We start from the raw sequence: 21,201 nt of genomic DNA, 5'->3' as shown, positions 1-21,201 counted from the left end.
CTTTCCCCGCGTCAGGATAAAAGCTGCGGCGGCCCGCGCGGATGCCGGTTCACGCATGGGGCATGTTACCGGCTGTTTGGCGACCGAAAGGCGGCAACGGCGGTGGAGACGGCGCTGCTGTTGCCGCTGTTTTTTGCGCTGATTTTCGGGGCGCTCGAAATCGGCCTGCTGATGCTCTATTATCTCTATCTCTCTTTTGCCTCGAATGCGGGCATCGAGTATCTCCGCAAGGCGGCGGCGGACGGTAAACCGGCGACCGAGATTGCGCTGCGTAAGGCAATCACCTCCCGTTTCATTGGAGGGACGGACGAAGCCAATCTCAAGATTGCCCTTTTGCCGATTCCCGACGACGACATTGCCGAAGCCAAGGTGCCCATACCGATCGTGAACGATTTCCGCCCGCCCGCCGATACCGCCGGGCAGTACATTCTGGCGATCGGTTACAAATGGAATTTTTTGATGCCGACGACGCGTATCCTCGTGCCGGACACCGGCGGCATTCATCAGTTGCGCAACATTTCCCTGGCGATCACTGCCGTGCGGGTGACCGAATGAAAAAGACGACACAGTTTTTGCGTCTTGCTGGTTTTGGCCGTTGCCGCTCTGGCGCTGCGGCGGTGGAAATGGGGCTTCTGGCACCGCTGCTCGTCCTTATGCTTGCCGTGGTCATTGAGATCGGGCGGGGCTGGCTGAGCTATGACCGGTTCATGACGATCGTCGACAATTCAGCGCGCTGGGCGGCAAGATTTCCTGAATTCGAGGAAAGGGTGCGCACGGGGGTTCCGAGTTTCGTCGTGCTTTCCGGCAGCGGCATTCTCCAGACGGGCAAACTCGACCTGACATTGAGAAGCGTCAAACTGGTGGATAAGGTCGCCCGGCTGCAATTTCCCGCCCACAATTTTCTGGGCTCTGCCGAAGATGTGCCGTGGGAGAAAACCGTGATCGCCAACGGTTTCGTCGCTCAGGACGCTATCATTGTTGTCTCTGGGCGGTACAGCTATCGGCCTCTGATCGCTGCGGTGGCCGATATCTCGCTCAAATTCGAATATGTCGCGGCGGTCAACCCGTTCTTTTCCCAGCGATATCCTTACCAGAGCGGCAAATCGGATTTCGCAAAGTGGAACCTCAAGCGCTCGCCATTCAAACCGAACTGATCGGCCTCAGACAGCCTCTGTCTCGGCCTGGCTTTCGCCGAGCCACGCCGCACAATCCCGCAACGCCCGCGCTGCAATCAGCTGGCGTTTCATGATCGTCTTGTCCTTGCCGCGAAAACGCTTCACGCCATCAGGCTTGACGATGGAGCCGGGTTCCAGTTCCGGGAAGAGGCCGAAATTGATGTTCATCGGCTGGAAGGAACGTTTGCCCTGCTCATCATCGGAGGAGAGGTGGCCGCCGGTGATGTGGTTGAGGAGCGAACCGAGCGCGGTGGTTGCCGGCGGCAGGCTCGGGGCCTCGCCCTTCTGTTCGGCGGCGGCAAAGCGACCGGCCAGAAGGCCGACCGAGGCGCTTTCTACATAACCTTCGCAGCCGGTGATCTGGCCGGCGAAACGCAGGTCAGGCCGGGATTTAAGCTTCAGCGAGCGGTCGAGCAGAACAGGGGAATCGATATAGGTGTTGCGGTGCAGGCCGCCGAGGCGGGCGAATTCCGCATTTTCGAGGCCCGGAATCATGCGGAACACATCCGCCTGGACGCCGTATTTCAGTTTGGTCTGGAAACCGACCATGTTGTAGAGCGTGCCGAGCGCATTGTCCTGGCGCAGCTGGACGACGGCATAGGCCTTGACGGTCGGGTTATGGGCGTTGGTCAGGCCCATCGGCTTCATCGGGCCATGGCGCAGCGTCTCGCGGCCGCGTTCGGCCATGATCTCGATCGGCAGGCAGCCATCGAAATAGGGCGTGCCTTCCCATTCCTTGAAACCGACCGTGTCGCCGGCAATCAGCGCATCGATGAAGGCGTTATACTGCTCCTCGTTCAGCGGGCAGTTGATGTAATCCTTGCCCGTGCCGCCGGGGCCGACCTTGTCGTAACGCGACTGGTACCAGCAGATATCCATGTTGATGCTGTCGCGGTGAACGATGGGGGCGATGGCGTCGAAAAAGGCGAGCGCATCCTCACCCGTCTCGGCCTGGATGGCGGCGGCGAGATCCGGTGAGGTCAGCGGGCCGGTGGCGATGATAGAGTTGCCCCATTCCTTCGGCGGCAGGCCGTTTACCTCTTCGCGGATGATCGTCACCAGAGGGTGACTTTCCAGCTCTTTCGTCACTGCTTCAGAAAACCCGTCGCGGTCGACGGCGAGCGCACCGCCGGCCGGCACCTGGTGTCTGTCGGCGCAGGCCATGATCAGCGAGCCGGCAAGCCGCATTTCGGCATGGATGACGCCCACGGCGTTCGCCGTCGCGTCGTCGGAGCGGAACGAGTTGGAACAGACCAGTTCCGCCAGCGTATCGCCCTTATGCGCATCCGTGCCGCGCACGCCGCGCATTTCGTGCAGGATGACAGGGACGCCGCTTTGCGCGATCTGCCATGCGGCTTCCGAACCGGCCAGTCCGCCGCCCACGACGTGAATGGGAGAAGTGGTCTTGTCTTGCATGCTGGTGTCCATGGGCGGCCGCGGGGCAAAGGCTCCCGTCCGGCGGCTGTCTTTCGAGTGATTGTTCCGCGGGTCCCGAAGGACGCTGCATTGTTTGCGGATGCACTAGCATGCATGGCCGGGGCAGCCAAATGTTTTTGGGATGGGGGATGTGAGGGAGGTGATGTGGAGCGGGCGGTTGCCGCTTGTTTCTTCTCCCCGCCGGGGAGAAGGTCGCGGCAGCGGGATGAGGGGGCGAGGGTGCGGTCTATCGCTGGGGTTGCCCCTCATCCGACCCTTCTGGCCGCCTTCTCCCGGCGGGGAGAAGAAATATGCCGCGATGACGGGCGCCTTTCCAAAGGCCAGTTTCTCCAGCCAAACCCCAGAATCAAAAACGGCGCCAGAGGCGCCGCTTTCTCTAACCTGTCGCTCAATCGTCGCGCCCTGGAGGTCGGGCAGCGGGACGACCGTTTACGCCTTAGCGGAACGAACGGGCTGCTACGTTACGGATGTCGTAACGGGTCAGGCCGATGTCGCTCAGAGCCTGGTTGGACAGGCTGCCAAGTTCGTTGATCGTGCGGCGGTAGGAGATCCAGTTCTTTGCGATGCGGATGGGGTTCATAATCGTTTCCTCAATCTATCTCTGTTGATTTCGTCTGCCGGCTCAGTGTTTCTCTGTGCTCTCGGCTGTTGAGGTTTATATATAGACATTGAGCCATGTTGTGCAGTGCAGAATTTAGGCTACTGCCATGCATTTGTGCACTATGTCGGCTAAATTTGCGGCTTTGAGTATCGGTTGGGCAAAATATGAGCGGAAATGCCTGTGTTTCAGGCGGTTTTGACTGATTTGGCAGCTTTTGGCGGCTTAGGAGAGGCTTTCCGGTGTGAAAAGCAGCCATGAAGAGGCTCTAGCGCGATCCAGGCCTGTGCAATTGGTCGGCCCATCGATGCATTTTTCATCTGCCGATACGGCGAGTGGCTGCGCAGTCGCCCAAAACGAAAAAAGGCCGGAGGCGGAAGCCTCAGGCCTTTTTGGGTAGGTCGTCTCGCATCCGCCGCAAGAAGCGGCGGGGCGTATGATTAGATGCCGACGGCGGTGCGGGCGACGCGGCGGATGTCCTGACGGCCAATGCCGAGGTCATTCAGTTCGCGGTCGGTCATGCGGCCGAGTTCGGTTACGGTCTGACGATACTTGCGCCAGTTGGTCAGCGAGCGTGTGATGTTCATTTTCATCTTCCTCTTCGTGCTGTTCAGTCTCTACGGCCAGTCTTGGGAGGCTTTGGTCCGGGGCTGAACTCGATCTCTGTATGACCATGAATATAATCGGTTTAATCAAAACAAAAACAGACAAAGCAAGATGTCACCTATGCATTAAACGCAAGGCAAGCAGGGAAATCGACCTGATTGCGGCGATCCGTGCATAATTTGTGACCAATTTGTGTGCTTTTGGTGCTCGAAAGAGGTCGGGCGTTGCGAATCCAGAGGGAATGGCCGGAAAATGGATGGGCGGGCCGCAGAAGCCTCGAATTACAGATATGAAGCGGGGTGCGGCAATCCGGTAATATCGGTTGCGGGAGAGGCTATATATAATGTCAATGTAGCCGCATAAATATTGCCCGCTTCCCCGCCTGCTTCCATGCGGATGTGCCGCTTGGGGCGGGCCGGCAAGGCGAGGGGGGTGGACGCCCCTCGGTTTCCCGTTTTCAGCCCAGAATCGTCTCGGTTCCGCCCCTGTGCCCCATCTCCTGGCGCCGGCGGCAAATAAGCCTGGAGGGCGGCTGTCTCTTTCCGCGGGCGCGGGCAACAAGAAAAGTCCGGAGGAAACGAAAGGCGGGGGGAACGGCGTGCTTGACCCTTTCAGAACATTGTGACATACCGCCGCCCAACGTGCGGGTATGGCGGAATTGGTAGACGCATTGGTTTTAGGTACCAACGCTTCGGCGTGGGAGTTCGAGTCTCTCTACCCGCACCACAAGCAAAGCATGGCTGTGCCACGCTTGCGCCAGAGTGCATCTTTATAAGATGCGGGGAGCTTCGGGGTTCTTTTCTCCCCTTTGGTCTTTTTCTCCGGTGCAGGTGAAATGGTGTCCGGCAGGCGCTTGTGTAAAGAAATAAGGGAAGCCACGGCCGGGGAACGACGTTTCCGGCGCAGTGCTCGAAAGTAAACCAACGGCTGTCTGAGCACCGCCGCCATGATGTGAAGGTTTGAGAAAATGCAGGTTATTGAAACGCTCGCTGAAGGGCTGAAGCGCGAACTCAAGATCGTTATCCCGGCTGCCGACATGAAGGCCCGTCTGGACGAGCGCCTGGTTGACGCCAAGGACAAGGTTCGCATCAACGGTTTCCGTCCCGGCAAGGTGCCGATGGGCCACCTGAAGAAGATGTATGGCAAGTCCATCATGGCCGACCTCGTCAACGAGCTGGTTCGTGAAAAGCCGTCCGAAATCCTCTCCAGCCGCGGCGAGAAGTCTGCGACGCAGCCGGCCATCTCCATGACCGAAAACGAGCAGGAAGCCGAAAAGATCCTGTCGGCCGAATCCGATTTCGAATTCACCGTCGCCTATGAAATCATTCCGGCCATCGAACTGAAGGCCAATGACGGCATCAAGGTTACCCGCGAAGTTGTTGAAGTCTCCGAAGACGAAATCAACGAGCAGATCCTCAAGATCGCTGAAAGCGCCCGCACCTACGAGACCAAGAAGGGCAAGGCCGCCGATGGCGACCGCGTCACCATGAACTATCTCGGTAAGGTTGACGGCGTTGCCTTCGACGGCGGCGCTGCCGAAGATGCCGAACTGGTTCTCGGCTCCGGCCGCTTCATCCCCGGCTTCGAAGACCAGCTGGTCGGCGTCAAGGCCGGCGACGAAAAGACCATCACCGTGACCTTCCCGGCCGACTATCCGGCTGCGAACCTCGCAGGCAAGGAAGCCAACTTCGACATCACCGTCAAGGAAGTTGCTGCCGCCGCCGAAGTCGAAATCAACGACGAACTGGCCACCAAGCTCGGCCTCGAATCGGCTGAAAAGCTGAAGGAAATCGTCAAGGGCCAGATCGAAAGCCAGTACGGCAACGTCACCCGCCAGAAGGTCAAGCGTCAGATTCTCGACCAACTGGACGAGATGTACAAGTTTGACACGCCGGCTGGCCTGGTTGACGCCGAGTTCGACAACATCTGGCGCCAGATCAACACCGATCTCGCCCAGTCCGGCAAGACCTTTGCTGACGAAGACACGACCGAAGAAGAAGCCCGCGAAGAATATCGCAAGCTGGCTGAACGTCGCGTCCGTCTCGGCCTCGTTCTCTCCGAAATCGGCGAAAAGGCCGGCGTTGAAGTGACCGAAGAAGAAATGCAGCGCGCGCTGTTCCAGCAGCTGCAGCAGTTCCCCGGCCAGCAGAAGGAAATCCTCGATTTCTTCCGCAACACGCCCGGCGCTTCCGCTTCGCTGCGCGCTCCGATCTTCGAAGAAAAGGTCATCGACAAGCTGCTCTCCGAAATCTCGGTAACGGACAAGACCGTTTCCAAGGAAGAGCTTCTGGCTGACGACGGCGAAGAGGAAACGGAAACCAAGAAGAAGGCTCCGGCCAAGAAAAAGGCTGCTGCCAAGGCTGACGCCGCTGAAGGCGAAGAAGCCGCTCCGAAGAAGAAGGCTCCGGCCAAGAAGAAGGCCGCCGAAGGCGACGCCGAATAATCTTCTTCAGTGCAAGCTGATTGAACAGAGGGCCGTGGCGAAAGCTGCGGCCTTTTTGTTTGGACTGCCTGGTTTCTCGGGAGTGTTGCTCGCTCAGGTTTGGACTTTCGACATCGTCTCGTCATTCTGAATCATTATCGTTGGAAACCGTGGCCGCCGAATGAAGGCACCATCGCCACGACGCCGGGGAATGTTGAAGGGTCCTGTCATGGGCGTCAGAAACTATTTGATCGAGGGTGTTTCCGGGACCGGTAAAACCTCGGTGGCAACGGAACTCCAGCGCCGTGGCTATCATGTCATCCACGGCGACCGTGAACTTGCCTACAAAGGTGATCCTGAAACAGGCGAACTGGTCGATCTCTCGATGTTTCAAGGCGATGAGGATATTGTCTACCGTCATCGGCATCATATTTGGGATGTCAAAAAAGTGCAGGCGCTGGTGACTGATCGACGTCACGCGATCACGTTCTTTTGCGGCGGCTCAAGGAACTTTGGGCGTTTTATAGACCGCTTCGATCAGGTCTTCGTTCTGGATATCGATGTCGCCACCCTGCAAAGGCGGTTGATGGAGAGGAGTGAAGACGAGTTCGGTGGAAAGGCGGACGAACGTGAATTTGTCTTGCGACTCCATGCGACGAAAGAAGACCTTCCCGCCTCTGCAACGGTCATTGATTCCTCCAGGCCTTTAGACGCTGTGGTCGACGATATCCTGGCCCGCTGCGTTAGCCCGACCTCAGGAAGTCAGCAACACGGGGCTTCTTCGTTTTGATCACAATGCGGTGCAGCATGATTTTTTGCTGCATCTGCTCTTGTTCATCTCCCGTTCATCTGGCACCCTGCGCAGCATGATTTGCCCCGGTCGCGGAACGCGGCCGCTCGGGTACTGTGTGCCGCTTTTATGCGGCCTCATCGCTGCCAAACCATTGGCCTTGAGCTTTTACCGTGCCTGCCGGGTGTTCCGGCGCGCCCTTAATCTGCCAGGGGACAAATATGTCGCTCCGAACGGGTTCTGCCCTTGTATTGTCGTTCTTTACCGCCGCCACGGCCGCTCATGCCGATGAGGCCGGGCTGATCTGGAAACCGGTCAAGAATTCCGATCGTTCCTACACGGCGCGCATCGGCGCCAAGCTGCCGGTCGATACGCCGATCCGGGCGGGGCTGGAAATGGGCATGAATGCCTCGAGGATGGGGCAGGTGGTGGATACGCCGGTGCGCCTGTGGGGCAATGTCACGCTGCTGGCCGAACAGCTGCCGGGTGTCTCGCTTGCGCGCGATGTCGGTGTCATCGTCAATGCATTGACGGGATCGAGCAGCCTCTCCATGACATCGCAGCAGAAGCGCATCGTCACGCCGGAACTGGATATCGAGGCGAACCGCAATTTCACCGTGCGGTACGACGGCACGGCGCAGCAATGGAACGGGCTGGATGTGTCGCAGTCGCTGCGCCTGTCCCGCTCGGAAACCGGCACGGCCTTCGTGCTGACGGGGGCGAGCCGTAACAGCTTTAACGAGTTCAGCAGCGGCGTGGCCGTGGAGCAGAAGATCGGCGATAATCTGACGGTGCGCGGAACACTTGACCAGGGTTTTGCGGATCATTTCCGGCCGGGGGTGAGTGCGCGGTATAGTATTCGGTGGTGAGGGGGCCTTACCGGTTGTCGGATGAATGAGCAGAAACGATAGGCATTCTCGCGCCCTGCGCGGCCTCATCCTTGGGCTTGTCCCAAGGATCTAATCACGTCGTATAAAATTGCGGCGTTGCAGATGCTCGGGACAGGCCCGAGCATGACGGAGGAGAGGGTTGCGCATATCGCAACGAACTCTCCTCGCAACAAAAGCCTAATCCTTCTTCAACTCACCCATGCGGTTCCACGCATCGAGCCCGGCAATCTTGTAAGCTTCGGCAAGTGTGGGATAGTTGAACGTATTCTCGACGAAATACTCCACCGTGCCTTTGAGATTCAGCACCGCCTGGCCGATATGCACCAGTTCCGTTGCGCCTTCGCCGACGATGTGGACGCCGAGCAGGCGGCGGGTTTTCAGCGAGAAGATCATCTTCAAGAGCCCGCTGTCGAGACCCATGATGTGGCCGCGGGAGGTTTCGCGGAAATGGGCGATGCCGCATTCATAGGGAATGGCGCGTTCGATGACTTCTTCTTCCGTCAGGCCGCAGGTGGAGATTTCAGGCACGGCATAGATGCCGTAGGGGAAGAATTGCGGCGGTTCGCCGGCCGGTGCGCCGACGGCGTGGCGGGCGGCGATGCGGCCCTGTTCCATGGACGTGGAGGCAAGGCTCGGGAAACCGATGATGTCGCCGGCGGCATAGATGTTCGGCACCGAGGTCTGGAAGGTCTCGGGATCGACCTTCAGGCGGCCGCGGCTGTCGGCCTCCAGCCCGCAGGCCGAAAGGTTGAGCGTATCGGTAGCGCCGACGCGGCCGGCGGCAAACAGCACCGTCTCTGCCTTGAGGACGCGGCCATTGCCGAGCGAAACGAGGCATTTGCCGCTTTCGTCGCGCTCCACCTTTTCCGCCTTCTGGCCGAAGATCAGCTTCATGTTGCGGTCGCGCAGCTGATAGGCGAAATCCTCGACGATTTCCTTGTCGATGAATTCCAGCATCGTTTCGCGCGGCTCCACCACCGTCACCTGCGTGTCGAGCGCGCTGAAGATGGTGGCATATTCGATGCCGATGACGCCGGCGCCGACAACGATCATCGAACGCGGCAATTCCTTGATCTCGAGAATCTCGTCCGAATCGAGCACCGCCTCGCCATCGAAGGGGATATGCGGCGGCCGGTAGGGGCGGGTGCCGATGGTCAGCAGGATGGAGGTGGCGGTAACGGTCATGATTTCACCGTCGTTTTTCACCACCTTCATGGTGTTGGCGTCGATGAAGCTTGCCGTGCCGCGAATGTGCTGGACGCGGTTGCGGGCGAACTGGTGCTCCAGCACTTCCACTTCGTGATCCAGCGTGATGAGCAGGCGGCGGCGCAGGTCTTCGGCGTCGATCTCCTGCTTGACACGATAGGCGCGCCCGTAAAAACCGCGCTCGCGCCAGCCGGTGAGGTTGAGCGCCGTTTCGCGCAGGGTCTTCGAAGGGATGGTGCCGGTGTGCACCGAAACGCCGCCGACGCGGCTGCCCTTCTCGATGACCAGAACCTTCTTTTCGAGCTTGGCGGCCTGAATGGCGGCCCGTCTTCCCGCCGGACCGCTGCCGACAACAATCAGATCGAACTGGTGCATGAAAAACCCCGGAACAGAATTATTGCAATGACCGGATGTCGCATCCGGCATGGCGTCGCCGCGAAATGGTCGTGATGCCATTTTGACGATGGGGAGTGATTCCCCTTCAGCCTTGCCCGCAAGAGTGCAATGCAACAAACGCCTGCGTCAATCTGTAGCGTAAGAATCTGACGGATTCGTAACTGGGGGGTGAGGTTTCAGGAGGTTGTGCGATTCTTAGTGGCGCGGAGGTGCGTGGAGCTTACCCCCTCTGCCCTGCCGGGCATTTCCCCCTCAAGGGGGGAGATCGGCAAGAGGCTCTTTTACTGCTCCATTCTCAAGCGTTGAGATGGGCGAGGCCTTGCCGCAGATCGATCTCCCCCCTTGAGGGGGAAATGCCCGGCAGGGCAGAGGGGGGTAAGCCCCACGCTCCTCCCTTCACTCCTGAAAAAGCCTCAAAAACCCAACAGCTTCATCCCGCCCGGCGTTGCCGGTCGGGGATACCCAGCGTGCGTCGGGCGATTGCCCGGCTGCGCTTCGGTTGGGGTTGGTGTGGGTCGGATGCGTTGCGCAACCGGGTCTTTCACCATGCCGTATCTCGCAAAGGGCGGTGCACCGCCTGTTGCGAAATGGTCCTTTCCACGAACGTTGCCAGCGTTCCCACCACAGGACCGTCCCTTGGTTTCCGCCACGTCTGGCAGCCACCCGGCAGGACTGCGTTCACTCTAACAGCGCGCCGCGGAGCGGGGAAAAGCGGGGACGAATTTTTCCGGCGTCAGTCTTCCTTGCGGGTAACGTGACGGTGCAGCGCGGCAAGGTCCTGGCGAAGTGCCGCCAGTTCGGCCAGCACTTTCACATCGATCTTTTCATGCAGGGAAAGAACCTCGAGCTCGGCCTTCAGGTTCACCTCATAATCCTTGGCGGCCTCGAAACGGTCACGGGCGGCCTGACGGTTCTGCGACATCATGATGATCGGCGCCTGAATGGCGGCCAGCATGGAGAGCAGCAGATTGAGGAAGATGAAGGGATAGGGGTCGAAGGCGCGCGTCGTCAGCACGATGGTGTTGATGATGGCCCAGACCACCAGGAAAAAGCAGAAGCTGAGGATGAAACCCCAGGAGCCGCCGACCTTGGCGATATTGTCGGCCAGCCTGTCGCCGAGGCTTGCACCGGCGGAAAATTCCGCGTTGATGTCGCTCGAAACCAGCTTTTTCTGGTGCGACAGTTCGAGAATGCGGCGCTCCACCTCGCCGATTTCGCGGGAGGAGCGCTTGAAGTGCGAAACGATATAGTCGGAGATATCTGACACGGTGTTTCTCCGGTTTTTATGGGGCGATACGGATGTTTCCCGAGATAAACCCGCATGGCGATGGAATTCAAACGATTTCCACCGCCATACGGTTCAGGCGTCCCCGCCGAAAACCATCAGACCGACGGCGCGCCCTCATGCAGCCAGTTGAAACCGGGGAAGAAGCGCTCGCGGCCATATTGCTGGCCGAACATCATGTCGAACTGCAGCAGGCGGTAATCGCGCACCACGTCGGGAACGGCATTGGGCGCGATTGACCAGTCGGGCAGGGCCTTGCCGTCGGTCGCCACCAGCATGTGCCGGTCGATGACGGAAAAGGCCTGCTGAACCTCACCGAGCGTGCCGGTATAGAAGGGATCGGAGAATCCCGCGGTCTTCAGCACATGGTAGGGCAAAAGCGCCGGGCTGATGGTGCCGATATTCTTGCGCACGCCCTTCCTGGAGGACCAGACGACGAGCGGCGTCTCGTGTTCCTTCTTCATCACCTCCAGCGGCGCGCGGCGGCTGGCCACCATGCCCGGCATGTAACCGCTTTCCACGAAGGCCTGGCCAAGCGGCGGCAGGTGATCGCCGAAGAGGACGATGATGGTTTCGCGGTCGCGTTTTTTCGCCCAGCGCATCAGTTTCAGCAGCGCTTCATCGGCTTCCGCCACCCCTTGCGAATAGGTGGCGAGCGCCTGCGAGGCCGAGGCGGAGAGATCACCGTCGACGCCGATGGTGTTTTCGGCGTAACGGGTCGCCTCATAAGGCCCATGTCCCTGAAGGGTGACGGCGAAGAGGAAAAGCGGGTTCTGCGTGCGCTCCGCCGTCGCCATGATCTCGTCCATCAGCGCATCGTCGGAGGCGAAGTTGCCGCGTTTTTCCATGGCGGGCAGCGTCTCTTCCGAGCGGAATTCCTCGAAGCCGAAATTCCTGTAGACCTGCTTGCGGTTCCAGAACCATTCCTGGAACGGATGCATGGCGATGGCGGAATAACCTTCGCCGCGGAAGAAACTGGCGAGCGAGGGCACCGGGCGGCGGATATATTGCTGATAGGGAATGCTGCCATAGGGCAGGAAGGCGTTGGAAAAGCCGGTCAGCGCCTCGAATTCCACATTCGCCGTCATGCCGCCGAACTCGGGCGAAAAGACGTTGCCGGACTGTTTGGCGCGGATGGTCGGCATCGGATCGGCCGAAAGCTTTACGTTTTCGAGACGCGCCGGGTCCCAGAGCGATTCGCTCATCAGCATGATGACGTCAGGGTAGTCGCCCTTGTTGGCGGCGAAGGCGGCGGGTTCGGACGTCAGGTCGGCGATGCTGTTTTCACCGTAACCCTGCGGCGCTGCGACATTGGCCATCGGAATATTGAAGGCGAAGGCCATCAGGAAGCCGTTGTGGCGGTAGTTTTCCTGCTGATCCCACATCATGGGTATGATGTTGAGACGGTCACGTGCCCAGGAATAGTGCGAATAGTCCATCAGCGAGGCCAGACCGGCAAGAAGCGGCAGCGCCAGCGCGAGACCTGCCGCGCGCTCACGCCAGCGCAGGACGGGCGAATGGCGGCGCGCCAGCAGCCATAGCGCCACAAGTGCGGCGATGGTGGCGCAGATGCCAAGCCCGAGCAGCACCGCCGTCAAGGGCTGGGCCTTCAGCATGGTCGGCAGAAGCTCTAGGATCTGCCGGCCGAACAACAGGTCGGAAGGGTAAAGCGGATCGGAAAGATAGGTCTGTTTCTGCGCGGAAATCAGCCCCGTCAGCACGCAGAGCGGTGCGACGGCGATCAGCGACAGGTAACGCCGGCCGAGGATCGCATCCAGCGCCACGAGAAGGGCGAGCACGGCGGCAATGGTGGTGATGCCGGGGCGGGCGGAGGAGGTGAGGAAAGCACCGACATCCGTGAGCGAACCGCGGGCTATCCACTCCAGCGCCACAACGAGCACGACGGAAGCAACGGTCAGATTGGCAAGCGTAGAGGCCGTGCCCGAAAGCTTGGAAAGGCTCCTTATCCCTGCAGGCGAAAAGACAAAACCAGCCTTTTCGGAAGCCGTTGTTTTTGGCGCCGAATGTCTCAAACCCATACTCCGGTATTTCAGGCGGCACGGCCGATCCGGGGAGGTGAATCGGGTGTCGCAAAAGTGTCATGTAACTGTCACATAAGCGCGATGAACGCGACATGAACTTTGAAGAGTCTGGCCGGTGCGGCGATAACCTTAGCGTGAACGCGCGCGGCTGATGCGTAACGGACGCCGCCATGCAATTGCCGCGTTGCGGAGCGCGCACGGGCGCGGTATTGAAAAGCCATGAGCGACAGACACGATATCCAGAACCATCTCCGGATTGCCGTCGGGCAGTTCAATCCCACCGTTGGCGACGTGGCGGGCAATCTCGCCAGGGCGCGTGAGGCAAGGGCCGATGCGGCAACGCAGGGCGCCGACCTTCTGCTTCTGACCGAACTGTTCATTTCCGGCTATCCGCCGGAAGATCTGGTGCTGAAACCGGCTTTCTTGAAAGCATGCCTGAAAGCCGTGGAAGAACTGGCGGCGGAAACCGCCGATGGTGGGCCGGGCGTCGTTATCGGTTTTCCGCGACAGGGCGAGACGGGACGACACAATTCGGTGGCGCTTCTGGACGGCGGCAAGATCATCGCGCTGCGCGACAAGATAGACCTGCCGAATTACGGTGAATTCGACGAAAAGCGTGTTTTCTCCGAGGGCTCGATTTCCGGTCCCTATAATTTCCGTGGGGTCAGGATCGGCATTCCGATCTGCGAGGAAATCTGGAACGATATGGGTGTCTGCGAAACGCTCGCCGAAAGCGGGGCGGAAATCCTGCTGGTGCCGAACGGTTCGCCCTATTATCGCGGCAAGCTGGATGTGCGCCATCAGGTGGCGCTGAGGCAGGTGATCGAAAGCGGCCTGCCGCTCGTTTTCGCCAACCAGCTGGGCGGGCAGGACGAGCTGGTATTCGACGGCGCAAGCTTCGGTTTTAACGCCGACAAGACGCTTGCCTTCCAGATGAGCCAGTTCGAGGCCACACTTGCCGTCACCGACTGGAAACGCACGGCAGATGGCTGGCGCTGCGAAAGCGGGCCTTTCTCCAAGATTCCGGAAGGTGAGGAAGCGGACTACCGCGCCTGCATGCTGGGCTTTCGCGACTACGTCAACAAGAACGGCTTCAAGAGCGTGGTTCTCGGCCTTTCCGGCGGCATCGATTCGGCGATCTGTGCAGCCCTTGCCGTCGATGCGCTGGGCGAAGAGCGGGTGCGCTGCATCATGCTGCCTTACCGTTATACGTCGGAAGAATCGCTGAAGGACGCGGCCGATTGCGCCAGGGCGCTGGGCTGCCGTTACGATATCGTGCCGATCGTGGAGCCGGTGGAGGGGTTTCTCTCGGCGCTTTCCGATCTCTTCGAGGGCACGGAAGAGGGCATTACCGAGGAAAACCTGCAGAGCCGCACGCGCGGCACCATTTTGATGGCCGTCTCGAACAAGTTCGGCTCGATGGTTGTGACGACGGGCAACAAGTCGGAAATGTCGGTGGGTTACGCCACGCTCTACGGCGACATGAATGGCGGTTTCAACCCCATCAAGGACCTCTACAAGATGCAGGTCTATGCCATTTCCAGCTGGCGCAACGCCCATGTGCCGCCGGGCGCTCTCGGCCCTTCCGGCGAGGTGATCCCCGCCAATATCCTTTCCAAGGCGCCCTCGGCCGAATTGCGTCCCAACCAGACCGACCAGGATTCGCTGCCGCCCTATCCGGTGCTCGACGATATTCTCGAATGCCTCGTCGAGAAGGAAATGTCGGTCGAGGAGATTCTCGCGCGCGGCCACGACTTGGCCACCGTGCACCGGGTCGAGCATCTGCTTTACCTCGCTGAATATAAGCGCCGGCAATCGGCCCCGGGTGTTAAGATCACCAAGAAGAACTTCGGCCGTGACCGGCGTTATCCGATCACCAACCGGTTCCGGGATCGGTGACTGAAGGAAGGCGCGGGTAGCGGATGTTTGCTCGGCGTTGCCATGCGTTTCTTCTCCCCTCGGGGGAGAAGGTGGCCCGAAGGGTCGGATGAGGGGGCAACCTTGCCGAATATCTCGACCCTTGCCCCCTCATCCCGCTGCCTCGGACTTCTCCCCGGCGGGGAGAAGAAACAAGTGGCATGTGCTCGGTCCCCAGTGGGACTTCGTGTTTAAGCAGACGGCGGGGAGAAAACCCCGCGCCGCCCACTCGCCTCAGATAACCTGCCCCACATCGATGCGGTTGCCATCGGGGTCTTCAAAGACGAAGGCGCGCAGGCCGTAATCCTTGTCCTGCAGGCCCTTGATGATGCGCAAGCCCTGGCTCTTGCAGAGCGCGTGCAGCGCATCGACATCGCTCACCATCATATGCGCCACGTTGAAGGGCGCTGCCTTGTGCGTGGGCTGCAATGTCAGATGCAGCTCGGCATTGCCCTGTTTCAGGATCATGAAGCCGACGGGGTTACCGTTTTCGAAGGTCTTTTCGAAGCCCAGCACGCCAACGTAAAAATCATGGGCCGTTTCGATATTTTTGACAGGAAGCATTGCGGCGATCCGGCCGAAGCGGATGCCGTGATCGGCGATGGTATTCATCGCGGAACCTCGGATCTGGGAGAAACGGGAAGCGGCGCGGACGGTGCCGGAGCGCTGGCGTTTTTTCCGGTTTGAATTTGCAGGACGGTGCCTGCCGCCCTAGGATCATAATCGAGGCGATGGCGGATGCAAACGGAATGTCTGCATTGCCCAGCGCTTTGAACGAGAACACGGACACGCCCGGGAGGCAGAATGCGCAGCTCCATCGAAATCTTCAACATCCGCACCCGGCAGATGCGGGTGGTGTGGCAGACACCTGATCTCTTTGAAGCGCCGAACTGGTCGCCGGATGGGAAATATCTGCTGTTGAACAGCGAAGGCCTGCTTTATCGCCTGTCTCTGACCGGTGATGTTGCGCCGGAGAAGGTCGATACCGGCTTTGCCACGCTCTGCAATAACGATCACGGCATTTCGCCCGATGGTTCGCTCTACGCCATTTCCGACAAGGTGGAATTCGGCAAGAGCGCCATCTATCTCATGGCCTCCGCAGGCGGCGCGCCATGGCTGATGACGAAGAACCTTCCTTCCTACTGGCATGGCTGGTCGCCGGACGGGCAGAGCTTCGCCTATTGCGGCATTCGCGATCAGGTCTTCGATATCTACTCCATGGATATAGAAAGCGGCGTCGAGACGCGGCTGACCCATGGCGAAGGTCGCAATGACGGGCCGGATTATTCGCCTGACGGCGAGTGGATCTATTTTAATTCCAGCCGCACCGGGCGGATGCAGATCTGGCGCGTGCGGGTGGACGGCTCCGCCGTCGAGCGCATCATCGACAGTCCTTATGGCGACTGGTTTCCGCACCCGTCTCCGAAGGGAGACAAGGTGGTGTTCGTCTCCTATGACGGCGACGTTTTTGACCATCCGCGCGATCTCGATGTACGGGTGCGGCTGATGGATATGGATGGCGGTAATGCCGAGACGCTGTTTGAGCTTTTCGGCGGGCAGGGAACGATGAACTCGCCTAACTGGTCACCTGAGGGGGACGAGTTCGCCTATGTCAGGTATTTCCCTGTGTAATGGGGGAGGCAGACCACATTGCCGCACCACCGGCAGAATACTTGCATTCGCAAACTTTTTTGCCCATAGCTTCCTTTGTCAGGTGCCCGCCCTTGCGGCGGGAGAATCGGGAATCCGGTGAAAGCCCGGAACGTGCCCAGCGCTGTGAGGCGGACGCTCTTTTTTTGAAGCCACTGAAGCAATTCGGGAAGGCGAAAAGGGCGGATGAAGCCAAGTCAGAAGACCGGCCTGACGGGATAGACCGAACCGCGCGGACGGCGGCAGGTTGTTGTCGAGGCGGGGTGCGCATTTGCGCCCGGCCTTCGCATTGTTGGGGATAAACGATGCCAGCCGATCCGTCCGTGAGCAATCCGCCCGACGCCAGTTCTTTCGATCAGGCGCTGTCACCCGCCCGCCCGTTTTCCGGTGAGGAACGCGAGGCGATTTACCGCGCCATTGAAACCCGCCGTGACGTGCGTGATCAGTTCCTGTCCGATCCGCTGCCGGATGATCTGGTGGAACGTCTCCTGAAGGCGGCCCATTCCGCGCCCTCGGTCGGTTTCATGCAGCCGTGGAATTTCACCCTCGTCACCGATGGCGCGATCCGCCAGGCGGCCTTTGTGGCCTTCAGCCGCGCCAATGAGGAAGCGGCGGCGATGTTTACGGGCGAGCAGCAGGCGCTTTATCGCAGTCTCAAGCTTGAAGGCATCCGCAAGGCGCCGCTCAGCATCTGCGTCACCTGCGATCCCACACGCGGCGGCAAGGTGGTGCTGGGCCGCACCCATAATCCACGCACGGATGTCTATTCCACCGTTTGCGCCATCCAGAATCTCTGGCTGGCGGCCCGCGCCGAAGGCATCGGCGTCGGCTGGGTCAGCATTTTCCACGATAGCGACATTCGCACCATTCTTGGTATTCCCGACCATATCGAAATCGTCGCCTGGCTCTGCGTCGGCCGTGTCGATGCGCTTTACACCGAGCCGGAACTGGCGGTGAAGGGCTGGCGTCAGCGCGTGCCGCTGGAGGAACTGGTGTTTCGCAACCGGTGGGGCGGGGTGTAGAAGCGGAGGCCTGTAAATAAGGCGGGACACGTTGCCGCGTGTTTCTTCTCCCCGCCGGGGAGAAGGTGGCCCGAAGGGTCGGATGAGGGGGCAAGCTCTCGGAATATCGCTGACGCCGCCCCCTCATCCCGCTGCCGCGGACTTCTCCCCCTCGGGGAGAAGAAGCAAGGCGCGCGCTCGCCCCATTACGAGCGCGGAAGAGATTTCACTGCTGCGGCTGTATACCCTTCAGTGCCGGGTTCTTCAGGTCGATACGGCCTGTCTGGTCGGGCAGAAATTTCGGGCCTATGACGCGGACGCGGCTGTCGTTCGGGTCATATTCGCGTTCGGGAACAGGCTGTTCCGGTGGCTTGGCGGCCTGTTGCTGTTCGGCGGGTTTCTCAGCCTTGTCACCTTGCGGTGATGGAATTGTGGTGATGCCGGAATAGGGTTTTTCGGGCTGCGGCCGGGCGGCCTCTTCCTGCTTTTGCATTTCCTTGTGATAGGCGGCCATGTTGCAGGCGCAGCCCGGCGCTTTTGTGCTGGCGTTTCTGTAAGCGAAGGCGGTTGGCAGCTCTCTGTAGGGTTTGCCTGTTTCTGCAGACACCATGTCGGCCGTTTCCTGATCCGCCATGGAATGGAAATAGAGCTCCGTCTCCGTGCCGGGGCACATCTTCTGGCATTGTTCTGCCTGGGCGCGGAAATCGAGCGGTGAGGCGTTGGCGGCGATGGGGAAAAACGAGCCGTCGCAGGTGCGCACGCAGAGCGTTCTAAGCCCACCTTCCGCTGCGGCGTTGGGATAGGGCGAAAGCCCTGCCTGTCCCGGCTGATTTTCCTGCTGGCGAAAGGCATCGGGGTAACGGGTGACATCGGGGGCCGGCGGCAGCTGTGCTTCCGTTTCCGGGAGGGTGCTGCAGCCATTGGCGTCGAGCGCGGCGAGAATGCGCTGGCGTCTGATATCGCCGTCGTCGCTGCGCTGCGCTGCCATCGCATCGTCACGGTCACGGATGATGGCGTCGCGTTCGCTCTGCGCATCCGCCATCGCGTCGCTGATCTGCGCGCAGAGATCGGCATTGGGGTTGCCATAAACGGTGATGCTTGCAGATGAGCAGCCGTAGCGGCGCAGATCGTTCCTGATCCTGCGGATTTCTATGTTCTGGCGGGTGAGTGCATTGGCGTAGCGGCGCACCTCGGCCGTGTTGCCGATGACGCGCGGCGGCTCGCGCAATTGCGCGTAGAGAGTGTCACAGACCTGATCCGCAAAAGCGGCGGCCGGAGCGATGAAGACGAGGGGAAGCAGGAGGCCGATGATGCGGCTTTGGCGCCGGGTCAATTGTTCGATCCGTTCGATGTCCCCGGCCGGTGGCAGGGGCGTTATACTTCACGAAATCCGTGTTTCAGGAAGATAACATAAGCTGTTGCCGCAATGCGGCAACAGCATGTTCAAAATTGCGTTAATGCGGCCCGCATCACACCGAAGGGTGCGATGCCTGCACCACGGCAAACGCCGCCATGTTGACCACGCCGCGCGAGGTGACGCTGGGCGACAGGATATGGGCGGGCAAAGCCGTGCCGAGCAGGATCGGGCCGACATGCAGGCCCTCCGTCAGCGTGCGGGTGACGCCGAGCGTGATGTTGGCGGCATCGAGGTTCGGGAAGACCAGGAGGTTCGCTTCACCGGTCAGCACGCTGTTGGGCATGGCGCGCTTGCGAAGCGCTTCTGAAAGCGCGGAGCCGCCCTGCATTTCGCCGTCCACTTCCAGTTCCGGTGCCGCCGCCTGCACGATCTTCAGCGCACGGCGCATCTTGCGGGCGCTTTCAGAATCGCGCGAGCCGAAATTGGAATGGCTGGCGAGTGCGATCTTGGGCGTAATGCCGAAGCGGCGGATTTCCTTGGCCGCGAGAATGGCCATTTCCGCCACTTCCTCTGACGTCGGGTCGTAATTGACGAAAGTGTCGGTAAGGAACAGCGCGCCCTGCTGGGTGATGAGCAGGCTGAGGCCAGCAAACGAGCGCACGCCTTCCTGCTTGCCGATGATCTGGTTCACGTCGCGAAGATGCCGGTCATAACGGCCTTCGAGACCGCAGATCAGCGCATCCGCTTCATCGCGCTTGACCGCAAGCGCGCCGATCACCGTGGAGTTGGTGCGCACGATGGTGCGCGCTGCTTCCGGGTTGATGCCGGCGCGGCCGACGAGGGCGAAATAGTCATCGACATAGTCACGGTAGCGCGGATCGTCTTCCGGATTGACCACGGCGAAATCCGTATGCGGACGGATGCGCAGGCCGAAGCGCTTGAGGCGCGTTTCGATGATCTGCGGACGGCCGATGAGGATCGGGATGCCGGTGCCTTCTTCCAAGAGCACCTGGGCGGCGCGCAGCACGCGCTCGTCTTCGCCTTCGGCAAAGATGATGCGCTTCTTTTCGGCGGCTTTCGCTGCGTTGAAGACCGGCTTCATGATGAAGCCGGAACGCCAGACGAAACGGTTCAGCTGATCGAGATAGGCTTCGAAATCGGTGATCGGCCGGGCGGCGACGCCGCTTGCTGCTGCGGCGCGGGCAACGGCCGGGGCGATGCGCAGGATGAGGCGCGGATCGAAAGGCGAGGGAATGAGGTAGTTCGGGCCGAAAATCGGCGTCTCGCCGCTATAGGCCTTGGCGGCGACTTCGGAAACTTCCTCACGGGCAAGCTCGGCGATGGCCTGCACGGCGGCCATCTTCATTTCCTCGTTGATCGTGGTTGCGCCGCAATCCAGCGCGCCGCGGAAGATATAGGGGAAGCAGAGAACGTTGTTGACCTGGTTCGGGAAGTCCGAACGGCCGGTGCAGATCATGGCATCCGGCCGGGCAGCACGCGCCGCCTCCGGCATGATTTCCGGGTTGGGGTTGGCAAGTGCGAGGATCAGCGGATTTTCCGCCATGCGCTCCAGCAGTTCCGGCTTCAGGACGCCGGCGGCGGAAAGGCCGAGGAAGACATCGGCGCCATCGATGGTTTCGGAAAGGACGCGCTTGTCGGTCTTCTGGGCGTAAACTTCCTTCCATTCGTCCATCAGCGTGTTGCGGCCGTCATAAACGAGGCCTTCAATGTCGTGGACCCAGATGTTTTCTTTCTTCGCGCCCATGGCGACAAGCAGGTTGAGGCAGGCGAGCGCCGCAGCACCCGCGCCTGACGCCACGATCTTGACGCTCGCAAGCGATTTTCCGGCCAGTTCCAGAGCATTGGTGACGGCGGCGGCGACGATGATCGCCGTGCCGTGCTGATCGTCGTGGAAGACCGGGATATTCATCTTCTCGCGCAGCTGGCGTTCCACCTCGAAACATTCCGGCGCCTTGATGTCCTCAAGGTTGATGCCGCCGAAGGTGGGTTCCAGCGCTGCGATGGTCGACACCATGTCATTGATGCCGGGCGCGTCGATCTCGATGTCGAAGACGTCGATGCCGGCGAATTTCTTGAAGAGGACGGCCTTGCCCTCCATCACCGGCTTGGAGGCAAGCGGACCGATATTGCCAAGACCAAGCACCGCCGTGCCGTTGGAAATGACCGCGACGAGGTTGGCGCGGGCGGTATATTCCGCCGCCATCTCAGGATTTTCATGGATGGCGAGGCAGGGGGCGGCAACGCCCGGCGAATAGGCGAGCGCTAGGTCACGCTGGTTGCCAAGCGGCTTGGTGGCCTGGATTTCCAGCTTGCCGGGGCGCGGGTAGCGGTGGAAAAAGAGCGCCTGTTCCTCGATGTCGGCCTTTGCCGTGTTGGCGGGCGTGTTGTTCTTATCGTGAGAGGTCATT

General features: G+C 60.3%; 17 protein-coding genes, 1 tRNA gene and 1 riboswitch. Of the genes, 9 read left to right on the top strand and 9 right to left on the bottom strand.

Annotated features, from left to right (window positions below; genetic code table 11):
* Positions 1-102 precede the first annotated feature (102 nt).
* Positions 103-555, top strand: coding sequence for a TadE/TadG family type IV pilus assembly protein (locus CFB10_RS02390; RefSeq protein ID WP_244559844.1), 453 nt, complete (start codon positions 103-105; stop codon positions 553-555).
* Positions 552-1,154 carry a TadE/TadG family type IV pilus assembly protein gene (locus CFB10_RS02385; RefSeq protein ID WP_020012705.1) on the top strand — a complete coding sequence of 201 codons (603 nt, stop codon included), beginning with the start codon at positions 552-554 and terminating at the stop codon, positions 1,152-1,154. Before CFB10_RS02390 ends, CFB10_RS02385 begins: the two co-directional genes overlap by 4 nt.
* Positions 1,155-1,160: 6 nt before the next feature.
* Here CFB10_RS02385 and trmFO read toward each other — a convergent pair whose 3' ends face one another.
* From trmFO to CFB10_RS02370, 3 genes are all read right to left on the bottom strand, one after another.
* On the bottom strand, positions 1,161-2,603 hold the full coding sequence (gene trmFO / locus CFB10_RS02380) for a methylenetetrahydrofolate--tRNA-(uracil(54)-C(5))-methyltransferase (FADH(2)-oxidizing) TrmFO (protein ID WP_020012704.1): 1,443 nt from the start codon (positions 2,601-2,603) through the stop codon (positions 1,161-1,163).
* Between the two features lie 445 nt (positions 2,604-3,048).
* Positions 3,049-3,192, bottom strand: a complete 144-nt coding sequence (locus tag CFB10_RS02375; RefSeq protein ID WP_003495735.1) for a DUF1127 domain-containing protein — start codon at positions 3,190-3,192, stop codon at positions 3,049-3,051.
* A gap of 458 nt (positions 3,193-3,650) precedes the next feature.
* A complete protein-coding gene (locus CFB10_RS02370; protein WP_003502992.1) occupies positions 3,651-3,797 on the bottom strand; it encodes a DUF1127 domain-containing protein in 147 nt (48 codons plus the stop codon).
* Between the two features lie 662 nt (positions 3,798-4,459).
* Here CFB10_RS02370 and CFB10_RS02360 point away from each other — a divergent pair.
* From CFB10_RS02360 to CFB10_RS02345, 4 genes are all read left to right on the top strand, one after another.
* Positions 4,460-4,542, top strand: a tRNA-Leu gene (locus tag CFB10_RS02360).
* Between the two features lie 241 nt (positions 4,543-4,783).
* Positions 4,784-6,259, top strand: coding sequence for a trigger factor (gene tig / locus CFB10_RS02355; RefSeq protein ID WP_020012703.1), 1,476 nt, complete (start codon positions 4,784-4,786; stop codon positions 6,257-6,259).
* Positions 6,260-6,467: 208 nt separating this feature from the next.
* Positions 6,468-7,028, top strand: coding sequence for an AAA family ATPase (locus CFB10_RS02350; RefSeq protein WP_034501517.1), 561 nt, complete (start codon positions 6,468-6,470; stop codon positions 7,026-7,028).
* A 221-nt stretch (positions 7,029-7,249) separates the two neighbouring features.
* Positions 7,250-7,897: a hypothetical protein gene (locus CFB10_RS02345; protein ID WP_026364130.1), complete on the top strand. Its 648-nt coding sequence runs from the start codon at positions 7,250-7,252 to the stop codon at positions 7,895-7,897.
* A gap of 198 nt (positions 7,898-8,095) precedes the next feature.
* Here CFB10_RS02345 and sthA read toward each other — a convergent pair whose 3' ends face one another.
* The 3 genes from sthA to CFB10_RS02330 all read right to left on the bottom strand — a co-directional run bounded on the left by sthA (position 8,096) and on the right by CFB10_RS02330 (position 12,844).
* The gene (gene sthA / locus CFB10_RS02340) at positions 8,096-9,499 is read right to left on the bottom strand and encodes a Si-specific NAD(P)(+) transhydrogenase (RefSeq protein WP_026364129.1); all 1,404 of its coding nucleotides are present in this window, start codon (positions 9,497-9,499) and stop codon (positions 8,096-8,098) included.
* Positions 9,500-10,253: 754 nt separating this feature from the next.
* Positions 10,254-10,787, bottom strand: a complete 534-nt coding sequence (locus CFB10_RS02335; RefSeq protein ID WP_020012699.1) for a DUF1003 domain-containing protein — start codon at positions 10,785-10,787, stop codon at positions 10,254-10,256.
* A 116-nt stretch (positions 10,788-10,903) separates the two neighbouring features.
* Entirely contained in the window at positions 10,904-12,844 is a 1,941-nt protein-coding gene (locus CFB10_RS02330) for an LTA synthase family protein (protein ID WP_020012698.1), read from the bottom strand.
* Between the two features lie 222 nt (positions 12,845-13,066).
* Between CFB10_RS02330 and CFB10_RS02325 the strand changes: the two genes are divergently transcribed.
* The gene (locus CFB10_RS02325) at positions 13,067-14,746 is read left to right on the top strand and encodes an NAD+ synthase (protein ID WP_020012696.1); all 1,680 of its coding nucleotides are present in this window, start codon (positions 13,067-13,069) and stop codon (positions 14,744-14,746) included.
* Positions 14,747-14,998: 252 nt separating this feature from the next.
* Here CFB10_RS02325 and CFB10_RS02320 read toward each other — a convergent pair whose 3' ends face one another.
* Positions 14,999-15,376, bottom strand: a complete 378-nt coding sequence (locus tag CFB10_RS02320) for a glyoxalase superfamily protein (protein WP_020012695.1) — start codon at positions 15,374-15,376, stop codon at positions 14,999-15,001.
* Between the two features lie 192 nt (positions 15,377-15,568).
* Here CFB10_RS02320 and CFB10_RS02315 point away from each other — a divergent pair, with 192 nt between their 5' ends.
* Together CFB10_RS02315 and bluB are read left to right on the top strand one after the other, a co-directional pair.
* A complete protein-coding gene (locus tag CFB10_RS02315; RefSeq protein WP_020012694.1) occupies positions 15,569-16,396 on the top strand; it encodes a TolB family protein in 828 nt (275 codons plus the stop codon).
* 63 nt (positions 16,397-16,459) lie between these two features.
* Positions 16,460-16,643: riboswitch (cobalamin riboswitch) on the top strand.
* Positions 16,644-16,719: 76 nt separating this feature from the next.
* The gene (gene bluB / locus CFB10_RS02310) at positions 16,720-17,436 is read left to right on the top strand and encodes a 5,6-dimethylbenzimidazole synthase (RefSeq protein ID WP_020012693.1); all 717 of its coding nucleotides are present in this window, start codon (positions 16,720-16,722) and stop codon (positions 17,434-17,436) included.
* A gap of 205 nt (positions 17,437-17,641) precedes the next feature.
* Here the strand turns inward: bluB and CFB10_RS02305 are convergent, their stop codons facing one another.
* Positions 17,642-18,748 (bottom strand): DUF2865 domain-containing protein, encoded by a 1,107-nt coding sequence (locus tag CFB10_RS02305; RefSeq protein ID WP_020012692.1) that lies wholly within the window; start codon positions 18,746-18,748, stop codon positions 17,642-17,644.
* Positions 18,749-18,884: 136 nt separating this feature from the next.
* Complete coding sequence (locus tag CFB10_RS02300; protein ID WP_020012691.1) at positions 18,885-21,200, bottom strand: NADP-dependent malic enzyme; 2,316 nt, start codon at positions 21,198-21,200, stop codon at positions 18,885-18,887.
* Position 21,201 lies beyond the last annotated feature (1 nt).

The sequence above is a fragment of the Agrobacterium sp. 719_389 genome, from assembly GCF_900188475.1.
Taxonomy (GTDB): Bacteria; Pseudomonadota; Alphaproteobacteria; order Rhizobiales; family Rhizobiaceae; genus Agrobacterium; species Agrobacterium radiobacter.
The sequence above is the reverse complement of the archived record's forward strand: the minus strand, read 5'-3'. Positions and strand labels throughout refer to the sequence as shown.

What these genes read in the sequence shown, in the direction of transcription:
- CFB10_RS02315 (WP_020012694.1), top strand. Translation starts at nt 15,569, where the DNA reads ATGCGCAGCTCCATCGAAATCTTCAACATCCGCACCCGGCAGATGCGG.
- CFB10_RS02370 (WP_003502992.1), bottom strand. Translation starts at nt 3,797, where the DNA reads ATGAACATCACACGCTCGCTGACCAACTGGCGCAAGTATCGTCAGACC.
- CFB10_RS02375 (WP_003495735.1), bottom strand. Translation starts at nt 3,192, where the DNA reads ATGAACCCCATCCGCATCGCAAAGAACTGGATCTCCTACCGCCGCACG.
- bluB (WP_020012693.1), top strand. Translation starts at nt 16,720, where the DNA reads ATGCCAGCCGATCCGTCCGTGAGCAATCCGCCCGACGCCAGTTCTTTC.
- CFB10_RS02350 (WP_034501517.1), top strand. Translation starts at nt 6,468, where the DNA reads ATGGGCGTCAGAAACTATTTGATCGAGGGTGTTTCCGGGACCGGTAAA.
- CFB10_RS02385 (WP_020012705.1), top strand. Translation starts at nt 552, where the DNA reads ATGAAAAAGACGACACAGTTTTTGCGTCTTGCTGGTTTTGGCCGTTGC.
- CFB10_RS02325 (WP_020012696.1), top strand. Translation starts at nt 13,067, where the DNA reads ATGAGCGACAGACACGATATCCAGAACCATCTCCGGATTGCCGTCGGG.
- sthA (WP_026364129.1), bottom strand. Translation starts at nt 9,499, where the DNA reads ATGCACCAGTTCGATCTGATTGTTGTCGGCAGCGGTCCGGCGGGAAGA.
- trmFO (WP_020012704.1), bottom strand. Translation starts at nt 2,603, where the DNA reads ATGGACACCAGCATGCAAGACAAGACCACTTCTCCCATTCACGTCGTG.
- CFB10_RS02300 (WP_020012691.1), bottom strand. Translation starts at nt 21,200, where the DNA reads ATGACCTCTCACGATAAGAACAACACGCCCGCCAACACGGCAAAGGCC.
- CFB10_RS02320 (WP_020012695.1), bottom strand. Translation starts at nt 15,376, where the DNA reads ATGAATACCATCGCCGATCACGGCATCCGCTTCGGCCGGATCGCCGCA.
- CFB10_RS02345 (WP_026364130.1), top strand. Translation starts at nt 7,250, where the DNA reads ATGTCGCTCCGAACGGGTTCTGCCCTTGTATTGTCGTTCTTTACCGCC.
- CFB10_RS02330 (WP_020012698.1), bottom strand. Translation starts at nt 12,844, where the DNA reads ATGGGTTTGAGACATTCGGCGCCAAAAACAACGGCTTCCGAAAAGGCT.
- tig (WP_020012703.1), top strand. Translation starts at nt 4,784, where the DNA reads ATGCAGGTTATTGAAACGCTCGCTGAAGGGCTGAAGCGCGAACTCAAG.